Origin of the sequence: Escherichia sp. MOD1-EC4550 (genome assembly GCF_963876935.1) — a bacterium.
Classification (GTDB): Bacteria; Pseudomonadota; Gammaproteobacteria; order Enterobacterales; family Enterobacteriaceae; genus Escherichia; species Escherichia coli_F.
The window spans coordinates 164,910-184,826 of sequence record NZ_CAWNSE010000007.1; the positions used below are offsets into that span (position 1 = coordinate 164,910).

The window sequence follows — 19,917 nt, forward strand, 5'->3', positions numbered from 1 at the left end:
TGCGGTTAATTGAAATGGAAAAAGTATGAAGAACTGGAAAACGCTGCTTCTCGGTATCGCCATGATCGCGAATACCAGTTTCGCTGCCCCCCAGGTAGTCGATAAAGTCGCAGCCGTCGTCAATAACGGCGTCGTGCTGGAAAGCGACGTTGATGGATTAATGCAGTCGGTAAAACTGAACGCTGCCCAGGCAAGGCAGCAACTTCCTGATGACGCGACGCTGCGCCACCAAATCATGGAGCGTTTGATCATGGATCAAATCATCCTGCAGATGGGGCAGAAAATGGGAGTGAAAATCTCCGATGAGCAGCTCGATCAGGCGATTGCTAACATCGCGAAGCAAAACAACATGACGCTGGATCAGATGCGCAGCCGTCTGGCTTACGATGGGCTGAACTACAACACCTATCGTAACCAGATCCGCAAAGAGATGATTATCTCTGAAGTGCGTAACAACGAAGTGCGTCGTCGCATCACTATCCTGCCGCAGGAAGTCGAATCTCTGGCGCAGCAGGTGGGTAACCAAAACGATGCCAGCACTGAGCTGAACCTGAGCCACATCCTGATTCCGCTGCCAGAAAACCCGACCTCTGATCAGGTGAACGAAGCGGAAAGCCAGGCGCGCGCTATTGTCGATCAGGCGCGTAATGGCGCTGATTTCGGTAAACTGGCGATTGCTCACTCTGCCGACCAGCAGGCGCTGAACGGCGGCCAGATGGGCTGGGGTCGCATTCAGGAGCTGCCGGGGATCTTCGCCCAGGCATTAAGCACCGCGAAGAAAGGCGACATTGTTGGCCCGATTCGTTCCGGCGTTGGCTTCCATATTCTGAAAGTTAACGACCTGCGCGGTGAAAGCAAAAACATCTCGGTGACCGAAGTTCATGCTCGCCATATTCTGCTGAAACCGTCGCCGATCATGACTGACGAACAGGCCCGCGTGAAACTGGAACAGATTGCTGCCGATATCAAGAGTGGTAAAACGACTTTTGCTGCCGCAGCGAAAGAGTTCTCTCAGGATCCAGGCTCTGCTAACCAGGGCGGCGATCTCGGCTGGGCTACGCCAGATATTTTCGATCCGGCCTTCCGTGACGCCCTGACCCGCCTGAACAAAGGTCAAATGAGTGCACCGGTTCACTCTTCATTCGGCTGGCATTTAATCGAGCTGCTGGATACTCGTAATGTCGATAAAACCGACGCTGCGCAGAAAGATCGTGCGTACCGCATGCTGATGAACCGTAAGTTCTCGGAAGAAGCAGCAAGCTGGATGCAGGAACAACGTGCCAGCGCCTACGTTAAAATCCTGAGCAACTAATGGTTAAAACCCAACGTGTTGTGATCACTCCCGGCGAGCCCGCCGGGATTGGCCCGGACTTAGTTGTCCAGCTTGCACAGCGTGAGTGGCCGGTCGAACTGGTTGTTTGTGCCGATGCCACTCTCCTTACCGACCGGGCAGCGATGCTCGGTTTGCCGCTCACCCTCCGCCCTTATACCCCCAACTCCCCTGCACAACCGCAAACTGCGGGCACATTAACGCTACTTCCTGTCGCGCTACGTGAATCTGTCACTGCGGGGCAGTTAGCGGTTGAAAATGGGCATTATGTGGTGGAGACGCTGGCGCGAGCGTGTGATGGCTGTCTGAACGGTGAATTTGCTGCGCTGATCACAGGCCCCGTGCATAAAGGCGTCATTAACGACGCTGGCATTCCATTTACCGGTCATACCGAGTTTTTCGAAGAGCGCTCACAGGCAAAAAAAGTGGTGATGATGCTGGCAACCGAAGAACTTCGCGTGGCGCTGGCAACGACGCATTTACCGCTGCGCGATATTGCGGACGCCATCACCCCTGCGCTTTTGCACGAAGTCATTGCTATTTTGCATCACGATTTGCGGACCAAATTTGGTATTGCCGAACCGCGCATTCTGGTCTGCGGGCTGAATCCGCACGCGGGCGAAGGCGGTCATATGGGTACGGAAGAGATAGACACTATCATTCCGGTGCTCGACGAGTTACGGGTGCAGGGGATGAAACTTAAAGGGCCGCTGCCTGCCGATACCCTGTTTCAGCCGAAATATCTCGATAACGCCGACGCCGTGCTGGCGATGTACCACGATCAGGGTCTTCCCGTGCTAAAATACCAGGGCTTCGGGCGCGGTGTGAACATTACGCTGGGCCTGCCCTTTATTCGCACATCAGTGGACCACGGCACCGCACTTGAACTGGCGGGACGTGGCAAAGCCGATGTCGGCAGTTTTATTACGGCGCTTAATCTCGCCATCAAAATGATTGTTAACACCCAATGAATAATCGAGTCCACCAGGGCCACTTAGCCCGTAAACGCTTCGGGCAAAACTTTCTCAACGATCAGTTCGTGATCGACAGCATTGTTTCTGCCATTAACCCGCAGAAAGGCCACGCAATGGTCGAAATCGGCCCCGGTCTGGCGGCATTGACCGAACCGGTCGGCGAACGTCTGGACCAGCTGACGGTCATCGAACTTGACCGCGATCTGGCGGCACGTCTGCAAACGCATCCATTCTTAGGCCCGAAACTGACTATTTATCAGCAGGATGCGATGACCTTTAACTTTGGCGAACTGGCCGAGAAAATGGGCCAGCCGCTGCGTGTTTTCGGCAACCTGCCTTATAACATCTCCACGCCGTTGATGTTCCATCTGTTTAGCTATACTGATGCCATTGCCGACATGCACTTTATGTTGCAAAAAGAGGTGGTGAATCGTCTGGTTGCAGGACCGAACAGCAAGGCGTATGGTCGATTAAGCGTCATGGCGCAATACTATTGCAACGTGATCCCGGTGCTGGAAGTTCCGCCGTCAGCCTTTACACCACCACCCAAAGTGGATTCCGCCGTCGTGCGCCTGGTTCCTCATGCAACGATGCCTCACCCGGTCAAAGATGTTCGCGTGTTGAGCCGCATCACCACCGAAGCCTTTAACCAGCGTCGTAAAACCATTCGTAACAGCCTCGGCAACCTGTTTAGCGTCGAGGTGTTAACGGGAATGGGGATCGACCCGGCGATGCGAGCGGAAAATATCTCTGTCGCGCAATATTGCCAGATGGCGAACTATCTGGCGGAGAACGCGCCTTTGCAGGAGAGTTAACGATGATCAATTCGCCCCGAGTGTGTATTCAGGTTCAAAGCGTCTACATTGAGGCACAATCTTCACCTGATAATGAACGTTACGTTTTTGCTTATACCGTAACCATACGCAATCTGGGGCGAGCGCCAGTGCAGTTGTTGGGGCGTTACTGGCTGATCACCAATGGCAATGGCCGTGAAACCGAAGTCCAGGGCGAAGGAGTGGTTGGCGTCCAGCCACTTATCGCGCCTGGCGAAGAGTACCAGTACACCAGCGGTGCAATCATTGAAACCCCGCTGGGCACCATGCAGGGTCACTACGAAATGATCGATGAAAATGGCGTCCCCTTCAGCATCGACATTCCCGTATTCCGACTCGCCGTTCCCACACTCATTCATTAAAAGAATATGGCGACATACCTTATTGGCGACGTTCATGGTTGTTACGATGAACTGATCGCATTGCTGCATAAAGTAGAATTTACCCCTGGGAAAGACACCCTCTGGCTGACAGGCGATCTGGTCGCGCGTGGCCCTGGTTCGCTGGATGTTCTGCGCTATGTGAAATCCTTAGGCGACAGCGTACGTCTGGTGCTGGGCAATCACGATCTGCATCTGTTGGCGGTATTCGCCGGGATCAGCCGCAATAAACCGAAAGATCGCCTGACACCGCTGCTGGAAGCGCCGGATGCCGACGAGCTGCTTAACTGGCTGCGTCGCCAGCCTCTGCTGCAAATCGACGAAGAGAAAAAGCTGGTGATGGCCCACGCCGGGATCACGCCGCAGTGGGATCTGCAGACTGCCAAAGAATGCGCGCGCGATGTAGAAGCGGTGCTGTCGAGCGACTCCTATCCCTTCTTCCTGGATGCCATGTACGGCGATATGCCAAATAACTGGTCACCGGAATTGCGGGGACTGGGAAGACTGCGGTTTATCACCAACGCCTTTACCCGTATGCGCTTTTGCTTCCCGAACGGTCAACTGGATATGTACAGCAAAGAATCGCCGGAAGAAGCCCCTGCCCCACTGAAACCGTGGTTTGCGATTCCTGGCCCCGTCGCTGAAGAGTACAGCATCGCCTTTGGTCACTGGGCATCGCTGGAGGGCAAAGGTACGCCGGAAGGTATTTACGCGCTGGATACCGGCTGCTGCTGGGGGGGTACATTAACCTGCCTGCGCTGGGAAGATAAACAGTATTTTGTCCAGCCGTCGAACCGGCATAAAGATTTGGGTGAGGGAGAGGCGGTCGCGTCTTAAATCCCGTCGAGCATAAAATCTAATGCTCCTTTAATCAAAGTTCGGTGCGCGCTGGCATCGCAAAATTTCGTTCCCAGCGTGTTAACTGGAACAGTTGCAGTCTCATGCGTCATGAGCACATATTCTTTGCCGTCTACCAGTAAAAGGATTGGGTTAAGCCGTTCTGGTGGGCGAATATGGCTAAATCGTTCAATAGGTGTTAATGGATTAACGATACGGCGATTAATCTCACCAATAATGTCGCTGGTAACATCGATAACAAAGGGCAACGCGGCGTTCCTGCCGCGACTGCGGTATACCGTAAATTGCATCGCTAGAAGTTCCGGTACTCATCAGAGAAACATCCGGTTTCATCAGCCAATTGATTTAACGCAGCGATAGCTTCTGCATTCTCTTCACGCCAACGTGTTGCTGCATGTTTTTTAAGTTCAGCATTGAGCGCAACCGTAAGGGTGGCGCTCATATTTAAGCCTGCATCACGAGCGCGATTGACTAACTCACGGTCGACGGTGACGGTCACACTTTGTGTGGTACGTTTTGCAGTCATGATATCGTGCTCCTGTACAATTTATACGTCTTGTATACACGGATATCTGCACGTATCAGTGATGCCGGAATTCTGATATACAAACTTACCGCCGCTCCAGAATCTCAAAGCAATAGCTATGAGAGTTCTGCGCATCAGCGTCGTGGAATTCGCTGAATACCGATTCCCAGTCATCCGGCTCGTAATCCGGGAAATGGGTGTCGCCTTCCACTTCTGCGTCGATATGCGTCAGATACAGTTTTTGCGCTTTTGGCAGAAACTGCTCATAAACGCGACCACCGCCAATCACCATAATTTCTGGTACGTCACCACACGCCGCGATGGCTTCATCCACCGATTTAACCCACGTTACGCGATCATCCGTACCCGGCTGGCTGCTGAGGATAATATTCTTGCGCCCTGGTAACGGACGACCGATGGATTCCCAGGTATGGCGGCCCATAATCACGGGTTTATTTAAGGTGTTGCGTTTAAACCAGGCGAGATCGGCAGGCAGGTTCCACGGCATGGCGTTTTCCATGCCGATAACGCGATCTACCGCTAACGCCGCAATCAGACTGATCATTGAGATTTCCCGATAAAAAAAATTGTCGCCACTATACGTAAAGCGTAAACCGTCGTCGACTGGTGCGAGGATGATGTTGAGGAAAATTTTATATTCTGCTGGCGAGTCCACGCTCTCCCTCTGGACTCGCCGCATTACAATGCAACAAAAACAAACAGTTAGCTGTAAAGTGTGATTTACGTCACTCTTTATTAGGATGAGGGTTTCGTTTCCGGTTCATCCGCCATGTTGCCGGTATGTTTCCCTTCTTCGGTTCCCTGCCAGCCATGTCGTTGAATTAATGACAGATGTTCGCGGTCCTCAGTAATGATCTCACTTAACATCGCGCTGGTACGTTTATAGACCGCCGCACGGGCTTTGGTGTCGTTCTCAACCATTGCCATCTCTTCCACCATCTGAATATTAAAACGGCGAAAAACATCGGCGCGCTCCCGTGCTTCATACGGTCCCAGACCTAAACTTTCCAGCGCCAGACGCCCGGTTTTCAGCGCACCTTCAAAGGTTTCACGCTCCGGCTTTTCAACGCCTGCCTGACGCAAACGAATGTAGTGATCGACATCACGGGCGCGGGCAATAATCTGCAGATGCGGGAAATGTTCTTTCACCATCTCCGTCAGTTGCAGGTTGGTTTGTGGATCGTCAATGGCGTTAATCAGCACTTCTGCTTTCGCCGCTCCGGCAGATTCCAGTAAATCCATCCGCGTGGCATCGCCGTAAAACACTTTCATGCCAAATTTGCGCAAGGTTTCGATATGGTCAGGATCATGATCGAGCACCACCATTTTCACCCCGCTGGAGAGCAGTAAACGTCCGGTAATCTGTCCATAACGACCGAATCCAGCAATGATCACCCGCGGCTGTTCTTCATCAATCTCATCGGCTTCACGCGCTTGTTCGGTAGAAGATTGCTCAAGGCGATTGAGGATCACCAGCAGAATCGGCGTTGCCGCCATCGACAGCGCCACCGCCAGGATCAGCGACTTCGCCCACTCCGGCTCCAGCACATTCGCCATCTGCGCCGCACCAAATACTACAAAGGCAAACTCACTGCCCTGTCCTAATAACACCGCAAACCAGCGACGCTGTTTATTTGGCACCTGCAACGGTCGGGTAATCAGCCACAGCATGGCGATTTTGATGATGAGGAAACCAAGCAGCAAAATGACAATGCGCAATGGGTTTTCAATCAGCGTGCCAAAGTCTATCGACATGCCAACACCGATGAAAAACAGCCCCAACAGCAAACCTTTAAATGGCTCGATATCGCTTTCCAACGCATGGCGGTATTCCGAGCTTGCCAGCAGTACGCCCGCCAGAAACGCGCCCATCGCCATCGACAAGCCGACCTCTTCCAGCAGCAAACCAAAGCCAAACACGAGGAATAACGCTACGGCACTAAACACTTCCCGCAAGCCAGAGCGGGCAACAAAACGCAGCGCCGGACGCGTGACATAGCGCCCCAGCAGTACCACCAGCACCAGTGCACCCGCCACTTTTAACGCCGAGAGAGCAAATGCGCCCATCGTCGTCGAGGCACTGCTCGCCGCCAGTAGCGGGATCATCGCCACCAGCGGGATCGCGGCGATATCCTGGAACAGCAGCACCGCAAAGGCACTACGGCCCATTTGTGTCACCATCAGGTTGCGTTCATTCATCGCCTGCATGGCAATCGCCGTTGATGAGAGCGCCAGCGTCATGCCGATCAGTTCCGCTACCTGCCAGCGCAGCCCAAGTAACATACAAAACAGCCCCAGCAGGCCGCCGCATATCACCATCTGCAATGCGCCGCCGCCGAACACCGCCGCACGCAGCTTCCACAGCCTTTGTGGATCGAGTTCGAGGCCGATAATAAACAGCATCAGCACCACGCCGATCTCGGCAAAGTGCAGAATAGATTCGGCATCGGTCACCAGTCGCAGCCCCCACGGGCCAATAATGCAGCCCGCGATCAGGTAGCCAAGAACCGAGCCAAGCCCTAGGCGCACCGCAATGGGTACAATCAGCGCCGCCGAACCGAGGTAGATCAGCGCCTGAATCAGCGTATGGCTATCCATGATGTGCCTCCTGCCATTCCAGCAGACGTTGCTTATAGTGACGCGCCTGCCCTTCGAGGGTTTCGTCGTCACAAATAAAGGTGCAGTGCATGGCAAACGGTGGCAGCCAGTTCAGCCCGCAGTAGATTGCCGTCGCCTGTAGCGGCTGCGACAGCACATCAAAGCCCGGATGCGCGCCAATCTCAAAATGACTTTCCCCGCCGCCGGTCGTCACCGCCCACAGCAAATGTTTACCATGCAGTGCCGTGCCGCCGTGACCGTAAGCCCAGCCGTGCGAGAAAACTTTATCGATCCAAAGTTTGAGGAGCGGTGGAATGCTGTACCACTGCATCGGGTGCTGCCAGACGATCAGGTCGGCGCGAGACAACGCCTCCTGCTCGGCAGCAATATCGATATTGAAGTCAGGATAGAGTTGATAAAGAGAGCGAACTTCGACGCCTTCCAGCGTCCTTGCGTGTTCAAGCATCCGTTTATTCGCATGAGAATGATGCGGATACGGATGCGCATAAATTATGAGGATCATAGTTAACTCGCGTGTTTACGCCTTTGTTTTCCCACAAAGTGTAGTCACATATTCACGCAGCTAATAGTCAATAATATTGATTCAAAAAAGGCAGAAATCTGAATAAATTACCCCATTCGTTGCCTGCGAATCGTCATATTGCTGGTCTGGGCCAGCGACATCCCCCGTGTCTCTGGCGCAAACGCAATGGAAATCAACAAACCAAACAGCGAGATACCTGCTCCCATCAGCATCGTGTTACTGATGCCGTAATTATTGATAAAGATCGGCAGCGCCCAGGTTGAAACAATGGTGCCAATACGACTTAAGGACATAATAACGCCCACAGCAGAGGCGCGGATATCCGTCGGGAAGAGTTCATTAGGATAGAGCCACTGCAAATTACCCGGCCCACCAGAGAAAAAGGCATACACCGCAAATGCCATCACTACCAGCCAGATCCCCATATCCGGGATCAGCCCCAAAACCGCCAACGCCAGCGTCATCATGGCAAAGCTGCCAATCAACAACGGACGCCGTCCGGCAGTGTTTAGCCACAGCATCGGCGGAATACAGCCGAGCATAAAGAACAGGCTAATCACCACGTTCCCCAGTGCCGCGTTTTTGCCAACGCCCAATCCCAGCATACCAACTATTTGCGGGCCAAAGGTGTAAATAGCGAACATCGGGATCACCTGGCAGGTCCAGATGGCGGCAACAAACAGAACAAAAGGAAAATGGCGGCGATTAAACAGATCGCGAAAACGGGCTTGCTGCGGCGGCTCTTCGTCGAAAGCCACCGGCTCACCAAACAGTTTGATCATCATCTCTTCGCACTCTTTCACTCGCCCTTTGCGTAATAACCAGCGGGGAGATTCTGGCAGTTCGAATCGACCAATCAAAATCAACAAACAGGGGATCGCCGCGCTACCCAGCATCCAGCGCCAGCCGCCTTCCACATCATAAAGCCAGTAGCCGACCAGATCGGCACAGGTCGCGCCGACATACCACATAGCGGCGATAAAGCTGATTGAAAACGCCCGCTGACGGGTGCTGGAGAACTCGGTGATCATGGAAGTCGCGATGGGATAATCCGCACCGATGACAATGCCGATGAGTACCCGCATCACTAGTAGTTCGATGGGGGATGAGACAAACATCGTTGCTACCGATATCACACCAATGGCGATGATATCAATGAGGAACATTTTGCGCCGTCCGACTTTATCGGAGATATAGCCAAACAGCGATGTACCGACAAACAGCCCGGCGAGCGTTCCCGCCCCCAGCAAGCCAATCCAGTCTGCGTCCAGCTTCAGCGCAGGTGTCAGTTGCTCCAGCGCCACGCCAATCATTACCAGTACATAACCATCCAGAAACGGGCCACCGCTTCCCCACAGCAAAATGCGGCGGTGAATTGAGGAGAATTTGAGATCGTCAAAGTTTCTGGACGGTTGCATGGGTTATTCCTGTTTTTTTACAATGAGAGTCAGTACGGCGTTACGTATCAAACCAACATCAACCGTAACGAAACTCCACACCAAAGGTGCCGCGCGGGTATTCCCACTGTTCCAACGCCGACCCCAGCCCCAGAATGCGACAGGTGCCGCACTCCAGACATCCGGCGTAATCGAAGCGCACACTGCCATCATCCTGCTTCTTATACAGACCTGCGGGGCACGCTTTTACCAGCAGCTCCAGCGCCTGTTTATCCGCATCGGCCTTTACAACAATGTGCGGATGCTCTTCATCGACATTGAATTTATTGACGCCCAGTTTGACGTCCACATTGACGGGAGAAGTCATAAAACGGTCACTCCTTTCATGCCATCCTTGATCAGATTGATGAAGCCCACTTTCTTGCCGTGGCGGAGGATTTTCTTGCGCATCAGTTCCGGCGCGCTGCCGTCAATGGTGAACAGGTCACGCGCCACGCCCACCGCCAGTTCCGGGTAACCGCTAAACATGCGTGGGTTATCAAGGAACGCCGGTAGTTTCTGGTACATGCGCATATCGCGCAGTGGGCCACTCTCAAGATGCTGACGATATTCCGCCAGTTTTTGCTTACTGAAATCGTCGCTTTTCATCGCTGAAAGCACGGTTTTTGCAGCAGCTTCCCCGGCGGCAATCGCCAGATCCATACCGCGAATAGTAAAACCGAGGTTCATACACATTCCGGCAGCATCACCGGCAATCAACACGCCGTCACCGACCAGCTCCGGCAGCATGTTGATGCCTGCTTCCGGCACTACGTGAGCGGAATATTCCACCAGCTTGCCGCCCGCAATCAGCGGTGCAACTGCCGGATGTTGTTTGAAATCTTCCAGCATTTGCGGCACCGATTTTTTTGCGTCATGCAGATGATGCAGACCGCAAACCAGCCCCAGCGACAGGGTATTTTCATTGGTATAAAGGAAGCCGCCGCCCATCAGGCCATCAGTAGGTGATCCCGCAAACAGGCAAGCCGCCCCCTGATTACCCTGCAACTGAAAACGGTCTTCGATAACCGACTTCGGTAACTCGATCAGTTCCTTCACGCCAACCGCCACATCCGTCGGTTTGACGCGTTTTGCCATCCCCAGCTTTTCGGCAAGGATGGAATTCACCCCGTCAGCAAGGATCACCGTTTTCGCTTCAATCACATCGCCATCGGCTTCTACACCGACGACTTTGCCATCGCGCTGTACGAGGTTATCGACACGAATCCCGGTAATTAACTGCGCACCCGCTTCTTCGGCCTGCTCCATCAGCCAGGCATCAAATTTACTGCGCAAAACGGAGTAAGAACGCTGTGATGGTGAGGCTTCGTCACCGTTGCAGTAGTCCATAGTCATCGCTGACTTTTCCGTCATAAACGCGAGTTTTTCATGGGTGATCAGGCGTTCTACGGGGGCGGATTCGGCGAAACCAGGAATAATGTGTTCCAGACTGTGGGCATAGAGACGCCCGCCGGTGACGTTCTTGGCACCTACGGAATTGCCACGCTCGATAACTAACACTTGCGCACCTTCGCGGGCGAGCACCAGTGCGGCAACCGAACCGGCAAGCCCTGCACCGACGATGATGGCGTCAAAGATATCTTCGGACATAAGAGCTCCCTGTCAGCGGCAGGGCCGAAATGCAGCCCTGCCAGAGTGGATCAACGCGCTAAAGCGGCGGTCAGCGCCGGAAGGATCTTCACGGCGTCACCAACAATGCCGTAATCCGCGAACTGGAAGATCGGCGCATTTTTATCTTTGTTGATGGCGAAAATAGTTTGCGACGCGTTAGCGCCAACCATGTGCTGGATCTGCCCGGAGATCCCCACCGCCAGGTACAATTCAGGTTTCAGCATCAGGTTGGAGATACCGACATAGCGTTCGTGCTCCATCCATTTTTCGTTTTCTGCCACCGGACGAGAACAGGCCAGCTCCGCACCTATCGCCTTGCAAAGCTGTTCCGCCAGCGCAATGTTTTCTTTGCTGCCAATGCCGCGACCGACGCTGACCACCAGACGGGCTTTGTCGAGATCGACGCTGTTGCTCTGGCGCGCCTGGGTTGCCGTGCGGGTAATCGCCACCGCCGGAGCCTGCCACGCCACGGTGTGTGTTTCGCCAGTACGTGACGCGTCTGGCTGAGCCGCATCAAACGTGCCGCTGCTGATGGTCAGTACCGCATACGGCGTGGCAATGCGTTCTTCGCCAATCGCCAGACCGCCGTAAACCATGTGTTTCACTGTCGCTTTACCGTCCTGCACGCTAACGGCGCTGGCATCGTTCGAAACCGCCGCTTTAAGGCGGTAACCCAGTTTTGCCGCCAGTAATTTGCCGCGACGGGTATTCGGCAACAGCACCAGACCGTCTGCGCCGTGCTGGCGAATAGTGTCAGCCATGACACCGGCGTAATCTTCGATCATCCGATCGTCCGGTTTGCCGCTTAATGTCCAGACATGATTAGCACCAAGCTGGATTGCCAGTGCGCCGTCGGCATCATTGAGGACAAAGGTGTTGATTTGATTAGCTAAAGCCTGCGCACCGTTCATCAGTTCCGGCAGACGAGAAGGGGTATCGCTGAATACCCAGACTTGAGAAAACGTGTTCATAGCATCCCCTGTAATTAAATGACTTTGCGAAGATTTTCAGCAAATGCGGCGATCTGTTCTTCGCCGTCACCTTCAATCACGATGCGCTGACGCTCGCGCTGTTTCGGTGCGGCAACCTGTTGTTCAGACCAGGCTTCCACGGCGTTAAAGCCAATATCCGCCGCCGACCATACCTGGACTGGCTTTTTCGCCGCGCCGAGAATGGCTTTCATCGAAGGAATTTGTGGGGAGTTGATATCAGTGGAAACAGCAACAACCGCAGGCAGCGGAATGCTTAACGTTTCTGTTTCATCTTCCAGTTCGCGCTCAACGGTCAGGGTATCTGCCGTCAGGGAGATAATTTTGCTGACGCCGTTAACTGCCGGAATATTGAGGATTTCGCCCACCAGCAGACCAACCTGCTGGGCATAAAGGTCGGAAGAACCATCGCCGCAGAGGATCAGATCAAACCCTGCTTTCTGGGCGGCTGCAGCCAGTGCAGTCGCCGTTTGTTGCGGCAGTGCCTGCTCGAACTGGTCATCAATCACCACAATCAGTTCATCCGGACCGCGTGATAGCACATCTTTACGCCCTTTGGCGTTGGTCAGGGCTTTACCGCCCACACTTAAGGCCGTCACCTGCGCTTCTGCCGCCTGCTGTTTTAACTGACAAGCCGCTTCAATAGCGTTGAGATCGTATTGGCTTATTTTGGCATCGGCTTTACTGAAGTCTAACGAACCATCAGCATTATTGACCGCAATATCCTGTTCATCAGGCACGCACTTATAGCAAGTAATAATCTTCATTGCATCTCCAGAAATCATGAAGGAAACGTCGTTCATATCGGTGGTGTTAATTACAGATATCACGCCCTTTAATTTGGAAATAAAACTTTAATCACCAATATTGAAAATGTCACACGCAGATAAATCCAACTTTCAATATTGTTAAGTTCCTCACCAATATTGAAAACACGGCGTAGCAAAAAGAAATTTTCAATATTGTTTTATGGATCACCAATATTGAAAGTCAGATGCTATTTTTTTACTCATATCAGAACATAACAAACTGATTAATAATCAAAATTAACACAAAAATGCCCTCTATTTACCCGAAACAAAAATGTGATAACAATCACAGAATGCAGCTTGTTGAATACCCATTATGAGTTAGCCATTAACGCGTCCACGAGGTTAATAATAATCATATTAAATGTTAACAAAAATAAAACAAACGGGAACGCAAAATAAATATTCGTTTTCACAGTGGAATTAACTCATGAAGAATGAAAAGAGAAAAACGGGAATAGAACCGAAGGTTTTCTTTCCGCCGTTAATAGTCGTCGGCATACTTTGTTGGCTTACAGTCAGAGATCTGGATGCGGCGAATGTCGTTATTAATGCTGTATTCAGTTACGTCACCAATGTATGGGGATGGGCATTTGAATGGTATATGGTGGTGATGCTTTTCGGTTGGTTCTGGCTGGTGTTTGGCCCGTATGCCAAAAAGCGTTTAGGTAACGAACCACCAGAATTTAGTACCGCCAGTTGGATCTTTATGATGTTCGCCTCCTGCACGTCTGCTGCCGTACTGTTCTGGGGATCGATTGAGATCTACTACTACATCTCTACCCCGCCGTTTGGCTTAGAACCGAACTCGACGGGTGCGAAAGAGCTGGGGCTGGCTTACAGCTTGTTCCACTGGGGACCGTTGCCGTGGGCCACTTACAGCTTCCTCTCCGTCGCCTTCGCTTACTTCTTCTTTGTCCGCAAAATGGAAGTGATTCGCCCCAGCTCCACCCTGGTGCCGCTGGTAGGTGAAAAACACGCCAAAGGGCTGTTCGGCACTATCGTCGACAACTTCTATCTCGTCGCCTTGATCTTCGCCATGGGCACCAGCCTGGGCCTTGCTACGCCGCTGGTGACCGAGTGTATGCAGTGGTTGTTTGGTATTCCGCATACCCTGCAACTGGACGCTATCATCATTACCTGCTGGATTATCCTCAACGCCATTTGCGTCGCCTGTGGTCTGCAAAAAGGGGTACGTATCGCCAGTGACGTGCGTAGTTACCTGAGCTTCCTGATGCTGGGTTGGGTGTTCATCGTCAGCGGTGCCAGCTTCATCATGAACTACTTCACCGATTCGGTGGGAATGTTGCTGATGTATCTGCCGCGTATGTTGTTCTATACCGATCCCATCGCCAAAGGCGGCTTCCCGCAGGGCTGGACCGTGTTCTACTGGGCATGGTGGGTAATTTACGCTATCCAGATGAGTATCTTCCTCGCCCGCATCTCCCGTGGTCGTACCGTGCGTGAACTGTGCTTCGGCATGGTACTGGGTCTGACCGCATCCACCTGGATCCTGTGGACTGTACTCGGTAGTAACACTCTGCTGTTGATGGATAAAAACATCATCAACATTCCGCATCTGATCGAACAGTACGGTGTCGCGCGCGCCATCATCGAAACCTGGGCTGCTCTACCGCTCAGCACCGCCACCATGTGGGGCTTCTTCATCCTCTGCTTTATCGCCACCGTTACCCTGGTTAACGCCTGCTCTTATACCCTGGCGATGTCCACTTGCCGCGAAGTACGCGATGGCGAAGAGCCACCGCTGCTGGTGCGTATCGGCTGGTCAATTCAGGTTGGCATTATCGGTATTGTTCTGCTGGCGCTCGGCGGCCTGAAACCGATTCAAACCGCCATTATTGCCGGAGGATGCCCGCTGTTCTTCGTCAACATTATGGTGACGCTCTCCTTTATTAAAGACGCGAAACAGAACTGGAAAGATTAATTAACCCACAAAATATCAAGAGGTTGAAAGATGGATTTTAATTTAAATGATGAGCAGGAACTGTTTGTCGCCGGTATCCGCGAACTGATGGCCAGCGAAAACTGGGAGGCCTATTTTGCCGAGTGCGACCGTGACAGCGTCTACCCGGAACGTTTTGTCAAAGCACTGGCAGATATGGGTATCGACAGCCTGCTTATCCCGGAAGAGCACGGCGGGCTGGACGCAGGTTTTGTCACCCTCGCCGCCGTGTGGATGGAATTGGGTCGTTTGGGGGCACCAACCTACGTGCTGTACCAGTTGCCGGGTGGATTCAACACCTTCCTGCGCGAAGGCACACAAGAGCAGATCGACAAGATTATGGCGTTTCGTGGTACTGGTAAGCAGATGTGGAACTCAGCGATTACCGAACCCGGGGCTGGCTCTGACGTGGGTAGCCTGAAAACGACTTATACCCGTAGAAATGGTAAGATTTATCTTAATGGTAGTAAGTGTTTTATTACCAGCAGCGCCTACACCCCGTACATCGTGGTGATGGCGCGTGACGGGGCTTCTCCGGACAAACCTGTCTACACCGAATGGTTTGTTGATATGAGCAAACCGGGCATCAAAGTGACCAAACTAGAGAAGCTCGGTCTGCGTATGGATAGCTGCTGTGAAATCACCTTTGACGATGTGGAACTGGACGAGAAAGACATGTTCGGTCGGGAAGGTAACGGCTTTAACCGCGTCAAAGAAGAGTTCGACCATGAACGTTTCCTGGTAGCCCTCACCAACTACGGTACGGCGATGTGCGCCTTTGAAGATGCGGCGCGATACGCCAACCAACGCGTACAGTTTGGCGAGGCTATTGGTCGTTTCCAGTTGATTCAGGAAAAATTCGCCCACATGGCGATCAAATTAAACTCCATGAAAAACATGCTGTATGAAGCAGCGTGGAAAGCAGACAACGGCACCATCACCTCTGGCGATGCAGCAATGTGCAAATACTTCTGCGCCAATGCGGCATTTGAAGTGGTGGATAGCGCAATGCAGGTGCTGGGCGGTGTTGGGATTGCGGGCAACCACCGCATCAGCCGCTTCTGGCGTGATCTGCGTGTAGACCGCGTTTCCGGAGGATCTGACGAAATGCAGATCCTGACGCTGGGTCGCGCGGTGCTGAAGCAATATCGCTAAGTCCGTGCGCTGCCTGATGCGACGCTGACGCGTCTTATCAGGCCTACGGGAGCACGAATGTCGGCCGGATAAAGCGTTTACGCCGCATCCGGCAGTCATGCGCTACATAAATTTTTCAGGAGCTAATAATGGATCATCTACCCATGCCGAAATTCGGGCCGCTGGCCGGATTGCGCGTTGTCTTCTCCGGTATCGAAATCGCCGGGCCGTTCGCCGGGCAAATGTTCGCAGAATGGGGGGCGGAAGTTATCTGGATCGAGAACGTCGCCTGGGCCGACACCATTCGCGTTCAACCGAACTACCCGCAGCTCTCCCGCCGTAATTTGCACGCGCTGTCGTTAAATATTTTCAAAGATGAAGGCCGCGAAGCGTTTCTGAAATTAATGGAAACCACCGATATCTTCATCGAAGCCAGTAAAGGTCCGGCCTTTGCCCGTCGTGGCATTACCGATGAAGTCCTGTGGCAGCACAACCCGAAACTGGTTATCGCTCACCTGTCCGGTTTTGGTCAGTACGGCACCGAGGAGTACACCAATCTTCCGGCCTATAACACCATCGCCCAGGCCTTCAGTGGTTACCTGATTCAGAACGGTGATGTTGACCAGCCAATGCCTGCCTTCCCGTATACCGCCGATTACTTTTCTGGCCTGACCGCAACCACGGCGGCGCTGGCAGCACTGCATAAAGTGCGTGAAACCGGTAAAGGTGAAAGTATCGATATCGCTATGTACGAAGTGATGCTGCGTATGGGCCAGTACTTCATGATGGATTACTTCAACGGCGGCGAAATGTGCCCGCGCATGACCAAAGGTAAAGATCCCTACTATGCAGGTTGCGGTCTGTACAAATGCGCCGACGGCTACATCGTAATGGAACTGGTGGGTATTACTCAGATTGCAGAATGTTTTAAAGATATTGGCCTCGCACATCTGCTTGGCACGCCAGAAATTCCGGAAGGCACTCAGCTTATCCACCGTATCGAATGCCCTTACGGCCCACTGGTAGAAGAGAAACTCGATGCCTGGCTGGCGACACATACCATCGCAGAAGTAAAAGAACGCTTTGCCGAACTGAATATCGCCTGCGCCAAAGTGCTGACCGTACCGGAACTGGAAAGCAATCCACAGTATGTGGCCCGTGAATCAATCACCCAGTGGCAAACAATGGATGGTCGCACCTGCAAAGGGCCAAACGTGATGCCGAAATTCAAAAATAACCCCGGTCAAATCTGGCGCGGAATGCCATCACATGGCATGGACACAGCCGCCATTTTGAAAAATATCGGCTACAGCGAAAACGACATTCAGGAGTTGGTCAGCAAAGGTCTGGCCAAAGTTGAGGACTAAACGCGTGGCGTCAGTCGGCTTGTCTGACTAGCGCCCGCCCAATAACAAATGACTAAAATGGATAGAGGTGCAATGGATATCATTGGCGGACAACATCTACGTCAAATGTGGGACGATCTGGCTGACGTTTACGGTCATAAAACGGCGTTGATTTGTGAATCCAGCGGCGGAGTCGTTAACCGGTACAGTTATCTTGAGTTAAATCAGGAGATTAACCGCACGGCAAACCTGTTTTATACGCTGGGGATTCGCAAAGGCGACAAGGTTGCTCTACATCTCGACAACTGCCCGGAATTTATCTTTTGCTGGTTCGGGCTGGTAAAAATTGGCGCAATTATGGTGCCGATTAACGCCCGCCTGTTGCGCGAAGAAAGCGCGTGGATCCTGCAAAATAGCCAGGCGTGTCTGCTGGTGACCAGTGCGCAGTTCTATCCCATATATCAACAGATTCAGCAGGAAGATGCCACGCAACTGCGGCACATTTGCCTGACAGATGTGGAGCTTCCCGCTGATGATGGCGTGAGTTCGTTTACTCAACTGAAAAATCAACAACCTGCCTCCTTGTGCTATGCACCGCCGCTATCGACCGACGATACGGCGGAAATTCTCTTTACCTCCGGTACCACTTCCCGGCCGAAAGGGGTGGTGATTACCCATTACAACCTGCGCTTCGCCGGATATTACTCCGCCTGGCAGTGCGCACTACGTGACGATGACGTCTACCTGACGGTAATGCCTGCATTTCATATCGATTGTCAGTGTACTGCGGCGATGGCGGCGTTTTCTGCCGGTGCCACCTTTGTGCTGGTCGAGAAATACAGCGCCCGCGCCTTCTGGGGACAGGTACAAAAGTACCGCGCCACCGTTACCGAATGCATTCCGATGATGATCCGTACCTTGATGGTGCAGCCGCCTTCTGTGAACGATCGGCAACACCATCTGCGGGAAGTGATGTTTTATCTCAACCTGTCGGAGCAGGAAAAAGACGCATTTTGTGAACGCTTTGGCGTCCGCTTGCTGACGTCTTATGGGATGACGGAAACCATTGTTGGCATTATCGGCGATCGCCCGGGCGATAAACGACGCTGGCCGTCAATTGGCCGTGCAGGATTTTGCTACGAAGCGGAGATCCGCGACGATCACAATCGTCCGCTCCCGGCTGGTGAAATCGGTGAAATCTGCATTAAAGGCGTACCAGGGAAAACCATCTTCAAAGAATATTTTCTTAACCCGCAAGCCACTGCCAGAGTCCTGGAAGCCGATGGCTGGCTGCACACTGGCGATACCGGATACCGCGACGAAGAGGGCTTTTTTTATTTCGTCGATCGCCGCTGCAATATGATTAAACGCGGTGGCGAGAATGTCTCCTGCGTGGAGCTGGAAAATATCATCGCCGCGCACCCGAAAATTCAGGATATCGTGGTTGTGGGTATTAAAGATTCGATTCGCGATGAAGCCATCAAAGCATTTGTGGTGCTGAATGAAGGTGAAACATTGAGCGAAGAGGAATTTTTCCGCTTCTGCGAACAAAATATGGCGAAATTTAAAGTGCCCTCTTATCTGGAGATCAGAAAAGATCTGCCACGTAATTGCTCGGGAAAAATAATCAGAAAGAATCTGAAATAAATGAAACGGCAGGGAACTACTCTGCCAACTAATAATCACCCTCTAAAACAATATGCATTTTTTGCAGGGGTGTTGTCGTCCCTGAAGAAGCAAAAATGGAGAAAAGGAATGAGTGAATCATTACATCTGACCCGCAATGGATCAATTCTGGAAATTACCCTTGATCGCCCAAAAGCGAATGCTATTGATGCAAAAACCAGCTTTGAAATGGGCGAAGTCTTTCTAAATTTCCGTGACGATCCGCAATTACGCGTCGCCATTATTACCGGTGCCGGAGAGAAATTCTTTTCCGCAGGCTGGGATTTAAAAGCGGCAGCAGAAGGCGAAGCACCGGATGCTGACTTTGGTCCAGGTGGTTTTGCGGGATTAACCGAAATTTTCAATCTCGACAAACCAGTAATCGCAGCTGTGAACGGCTACACCTTTGGCGGCGGCTTTGAATTGGCACTGGCGGCAGATTTTATTGTCTGTGCCGATAACGCCAGCTTCGCCCTGCCGGAAGCCAAACTGGGCATCGTTCCTGACAGCGGCGGCGTGCTGCGTCTGCCGAAGATCCTGCCACCTGCCATCGTCAATGAAATGGTAATGACCGGCAGAAGAATGGGCGCAGAAGAGGCGCTGCGTTGGGGAGTAGTCAACCGCGTGGTTAGCCAGGCGGAGCTGATGGATAACGCCCGCGAACTGGCACAGCAACTCGTTGACAGCGCACCACTGGCGATCGCAGCGCTGAAAGAGATCTACCGCACCACCAGCGAAATGCCAGTAGAAGAAGCGTATCGCTATATTCGCAGCGGCGTGTTGAAACACTATCCATCGGTTCTGCATTCGGAAGATGCCATTGAAGGGCCACTGGCGTTTGCCGAGAAGCGCGATCCGGTGTGGAAAGGACGTTAACAA

The 19,917-nt window shown here is 52.6% G+C and carries 20 protein-coding genes; 10 read left to right on the forward strand and 10 right to left on the reverse strand.

The window, feature by feature from the left end; translation table 11 throughout:
* Positions 1–25 precede the first annotated feature (25 nt).
* The 5 genes from surA to apaH are packed head-to-tail and all read left to right on the forward strand — an operon-like array spanning position 26 to position 4,354.
* On the forward strand, positions 26–1,312 hold the full coding sequence (gene surA / locus AACU19_RS04345) for a peptidylprolyl isomerase SurA (protein ID WP_000800457.1): 1,287 nt from the start codon (positions 26–28) through the stop codon (positions 1,310–1,312).
* Positions 1,312–2,301, forward strand: coding sequence for a 4-hydroxythreonine-4-phosphate dehydrogenase PdxA (gene pdxA, locus AACU19_RS04350; protein WP_105278723.1), 990 nt, complete (start codon positions 1,312–1,314; stop codon positions 2,299–2,301). The genes surA and pdxA overlap by 1 nt, the downstream gene beginning before the upstream one ends.
* Positions 2,298–3,119 carry a 16S rRNA (adenine(1518)-N(6)/adenine(1519)-N(6))-dimethyltransferase RsmA gene (gene rsmA, locus AACU19_RS04355; RefSeq protein WP_105278724.1) on the forward strand — a complete coding sequence of 274 codons (822 nt, stop codon included), beginning with the start codon at positions 2,298–2,300 and terminating at the stop codon, positions 3,117–3,119. Before pdxA ends, rsmA begins: the two co-directional genes overlap by 4 nt.
* Before the next feature lie 2 nt (positions 3,120–3,121).
* Positions 3,122–3,499 (forward strand): Co2+/Mg2+ efflux protein ApaG, encoded by a 378-nt coding sequence (apaG, locus tag AACU19_RS04360; RefSeq protein WP_000610901.1) that lies wholly within the window; start codon positions 3,122–3,124, stop codon positions 3,497–3,499.
* Positions 3,500–3,505: 6 nt separating this feature from the next.
* Positions 3,506–4,354: a bis(5'-nucleosyl)-tetraphosphatase (symmetrical) ApaH gene (apaH, locus tag AACU19_RS04365; RefSeq protein ID WP_000257193.1), complete on the forward strand. Its 849-nt coding sequence runs from the start codon at positions 3,506–3,508 to the stop codon at positions 4,352–4,354.
* On the opposite strand, the gene AACU19_RS04370 is transcribed toward apaH, so the two are convergent.
* The 10 genes from AACU19_RS04370 to AACU19_RS04415 form a co-directional block, all read right to left on the reverse strand.
* Positions 4,351–4,665 (reverse strand): CcdB family protein, encoded by a 315-nt coding sequence (locus AACU19_RS04370; protein ID WP_032302363.1) that lies wholly within the window; start codon positions 4,663–4,665, stop codon positions 4,351–4,353. The genes apaH and AACU19_RS04370 overlap by 4 nt on opposite strands.
* A gap of 2 nt (positions 4,666–4,667) precedes the next feature.
* Positions 4,668–4,901, reverse strand: coding sequence for a type II toxin-antitoxin system CcdA family antitoxin (locus tag AACU19_RS04375; protein WP_032302360.1), 234 nt, complete (start codon positions 4,899–4,901; stop codon positions 4,668–4,670).
* A gap of 85 nt (positions 4,902–4,986) precedes the next feature.
* Entirely contained in the window at positions 4,987–5,466 is a 480-nt protein-coding gene (folA, locus tag AACU19_RS04380) for a type 3 dihydrofolate reductase (RefSeq protein WP_000624375.1), read from the reverse strand.
* Between the two features lie 191 nt (positions 5,467–5,657).
* Positions 5,658–7,520, reverse strand: coding sequence for a glutathione-regulated potassium-efflux system protein KefC (gene kefC / locus AACU19_RS04385; protein WP_105278725.1), 1,863 nt, complete (start codon positions 7,518–7,520; stop codon positions 5,658–5,660).
* On the reverse strand, positions 7,513–8,043 hold the full coding sequence (gene kefF, locus AACU19_RS04390; protein WP_032183187.1) for a glutathione-regulated potassium-efflux system oxidoreductase KefF: 531 nt from the start codon (positions 8,041–8,043) through the stop codon (positions 7,513–7,515). Before kefF ends, kefC begins: the two co-directional genes overlap by 8 nt.
* A 107-nt stretch (positions 8,044–8,150) precedes the next feature.
* Complete coding sequence (locus tag AACU19_RS04395) at positions 8,151–9,482, reverse strand: MFS transporter (RefSeq protein WP_105278726.1); 1,332 nt, start codon at positions 9,480–9,482, stop codon at positions 8,151–8,153.
* A 58-nt stretch (positions 9,483–9,540) separates the two neighbouring features.
* Positions 9,541–9,828 carry a ferredoxin-like protein FixX gene (fixX, locus tag AACU19_RS04400; RefSeq protein ID WP_000203741.1) on the reverse strand — a complete coding sequence of 96 codons (288 nt, stop codon included), beginning with the start codon at positions 9,826–9,828 and terminating at the stop codon, positions 9,541–9,543.
* Complete coding sequence (locus AACU19_RS04405; RefSeq protein WP_105278727.1) at positions 9,825–11,111, reverse strand: FAD-dependent oxidoreductase; 1,287 nt, start codon at positions 11,109–11,111, stop codon at positions 9,825–9,827. Before AACU19_RS04405 ends, fixX begins: the two co-directional genes overlap by 4 nt.
* A 50-nt stretch (positions 11,112–11,161) precedes the next feature.
* Positions 11,162–12,103 carry an electron transfer flavoprotein subunit alpha/FixB family protein gene (locus AACU19_RS04410; RefSeq protein ID WP_001091489.1) on the reverse strand — a complete coding sequence of 314 codons (942 nt, stop codon included), beginning with the start codon at positions 12,101–12,103 and terminating at the stop codon, positions 11,162–11,164.
* Positions 12,104–12,117: 14 nt separating this feature from the next.
* On the reverse strand, positions 12,118–12,888 hold the full coding sequence (locus AACU19_RS04415) for an electron transfer flavoprotein FixA (RefSeq protein ID WP_000692221.1): 771 nt from the start codon (positions 12,886–12,888) through the stop codon (positions 12,118–12,120).
* 472 nt (positions 12,889–13,360) lie between these two features.
* On the opposite strand from AACU19_RS04415, the gene caiT reads away from it, so the two are divergent.
* The 5 genes from caiT (at position 13,361) to caiD (ending at position 19,914) form a co-directional block, all read left to right on the forward strand.
* A complete protein-coding gene (caiT, locus tag AACU19_RS04420; RefSeq protein ID WP_105278728.1) occupies positions 13,361–14,875 on the forward strand; it encodes an L-carnitine/gamma-butyrobetaine antiporter in 1,515 nt (504 codons plus the stop codon).
* A gap of 30 nt (positions 14,876–14,905) precedes the next feature.
* The gene (caiA, locus tag AACU19_RS04425; protein ID WP_000347117.1) at positions 14,906–16,048 is read left to right on the forward strand and encodes a crotonobetainyl-CoA dehydrogenase; all 1,143 of its coding nucleotides are present in this window, start codon (positions 14,906–14,908) and stop codon (positions 16,046–16,048) included.
* 128 nt (positions 16,049–16,176) lie between these two features.
* Positions 16,177–17,394, forward strand: a complete 1,218-nt coding sequence (gene caiB / locus AACU19_RS04430; protein WP_039021804.1) for an L-carnitine CoA-transferase — start codon at positions 16,177–16,179, stop codon at positions 17,392–17,394.
* 72 nt (positions 17,395–17,466) lie between these two features.
* Complete coding sequence (gene caiC, locus AACU19_RS04435; RefSeq protein ID WP_105278729.1) at positions 17,467–19,020, forward strand: crotonobetaine/carnitine-CoA ligase; 1,554 nt, start codon at positions 17,467–17,469, stop codon at positions 19,018–19,020.
* 108 nt (positions 19,021–19,128) lie between these two features.
* Positions 19,129–19,914, forward strand: a complete 786-nt coding sequence (caiD, locus tag AACU19_RS04440) for a crotonobetainyl-CoA hydratase (RefSeq protein ID WP_105278730.1) — start codon at positions 19,129–19,131, stop codon at positions 19,912–19,914.
* Positions 19,915–19,917: the final 3 nt, after the last annotated feature.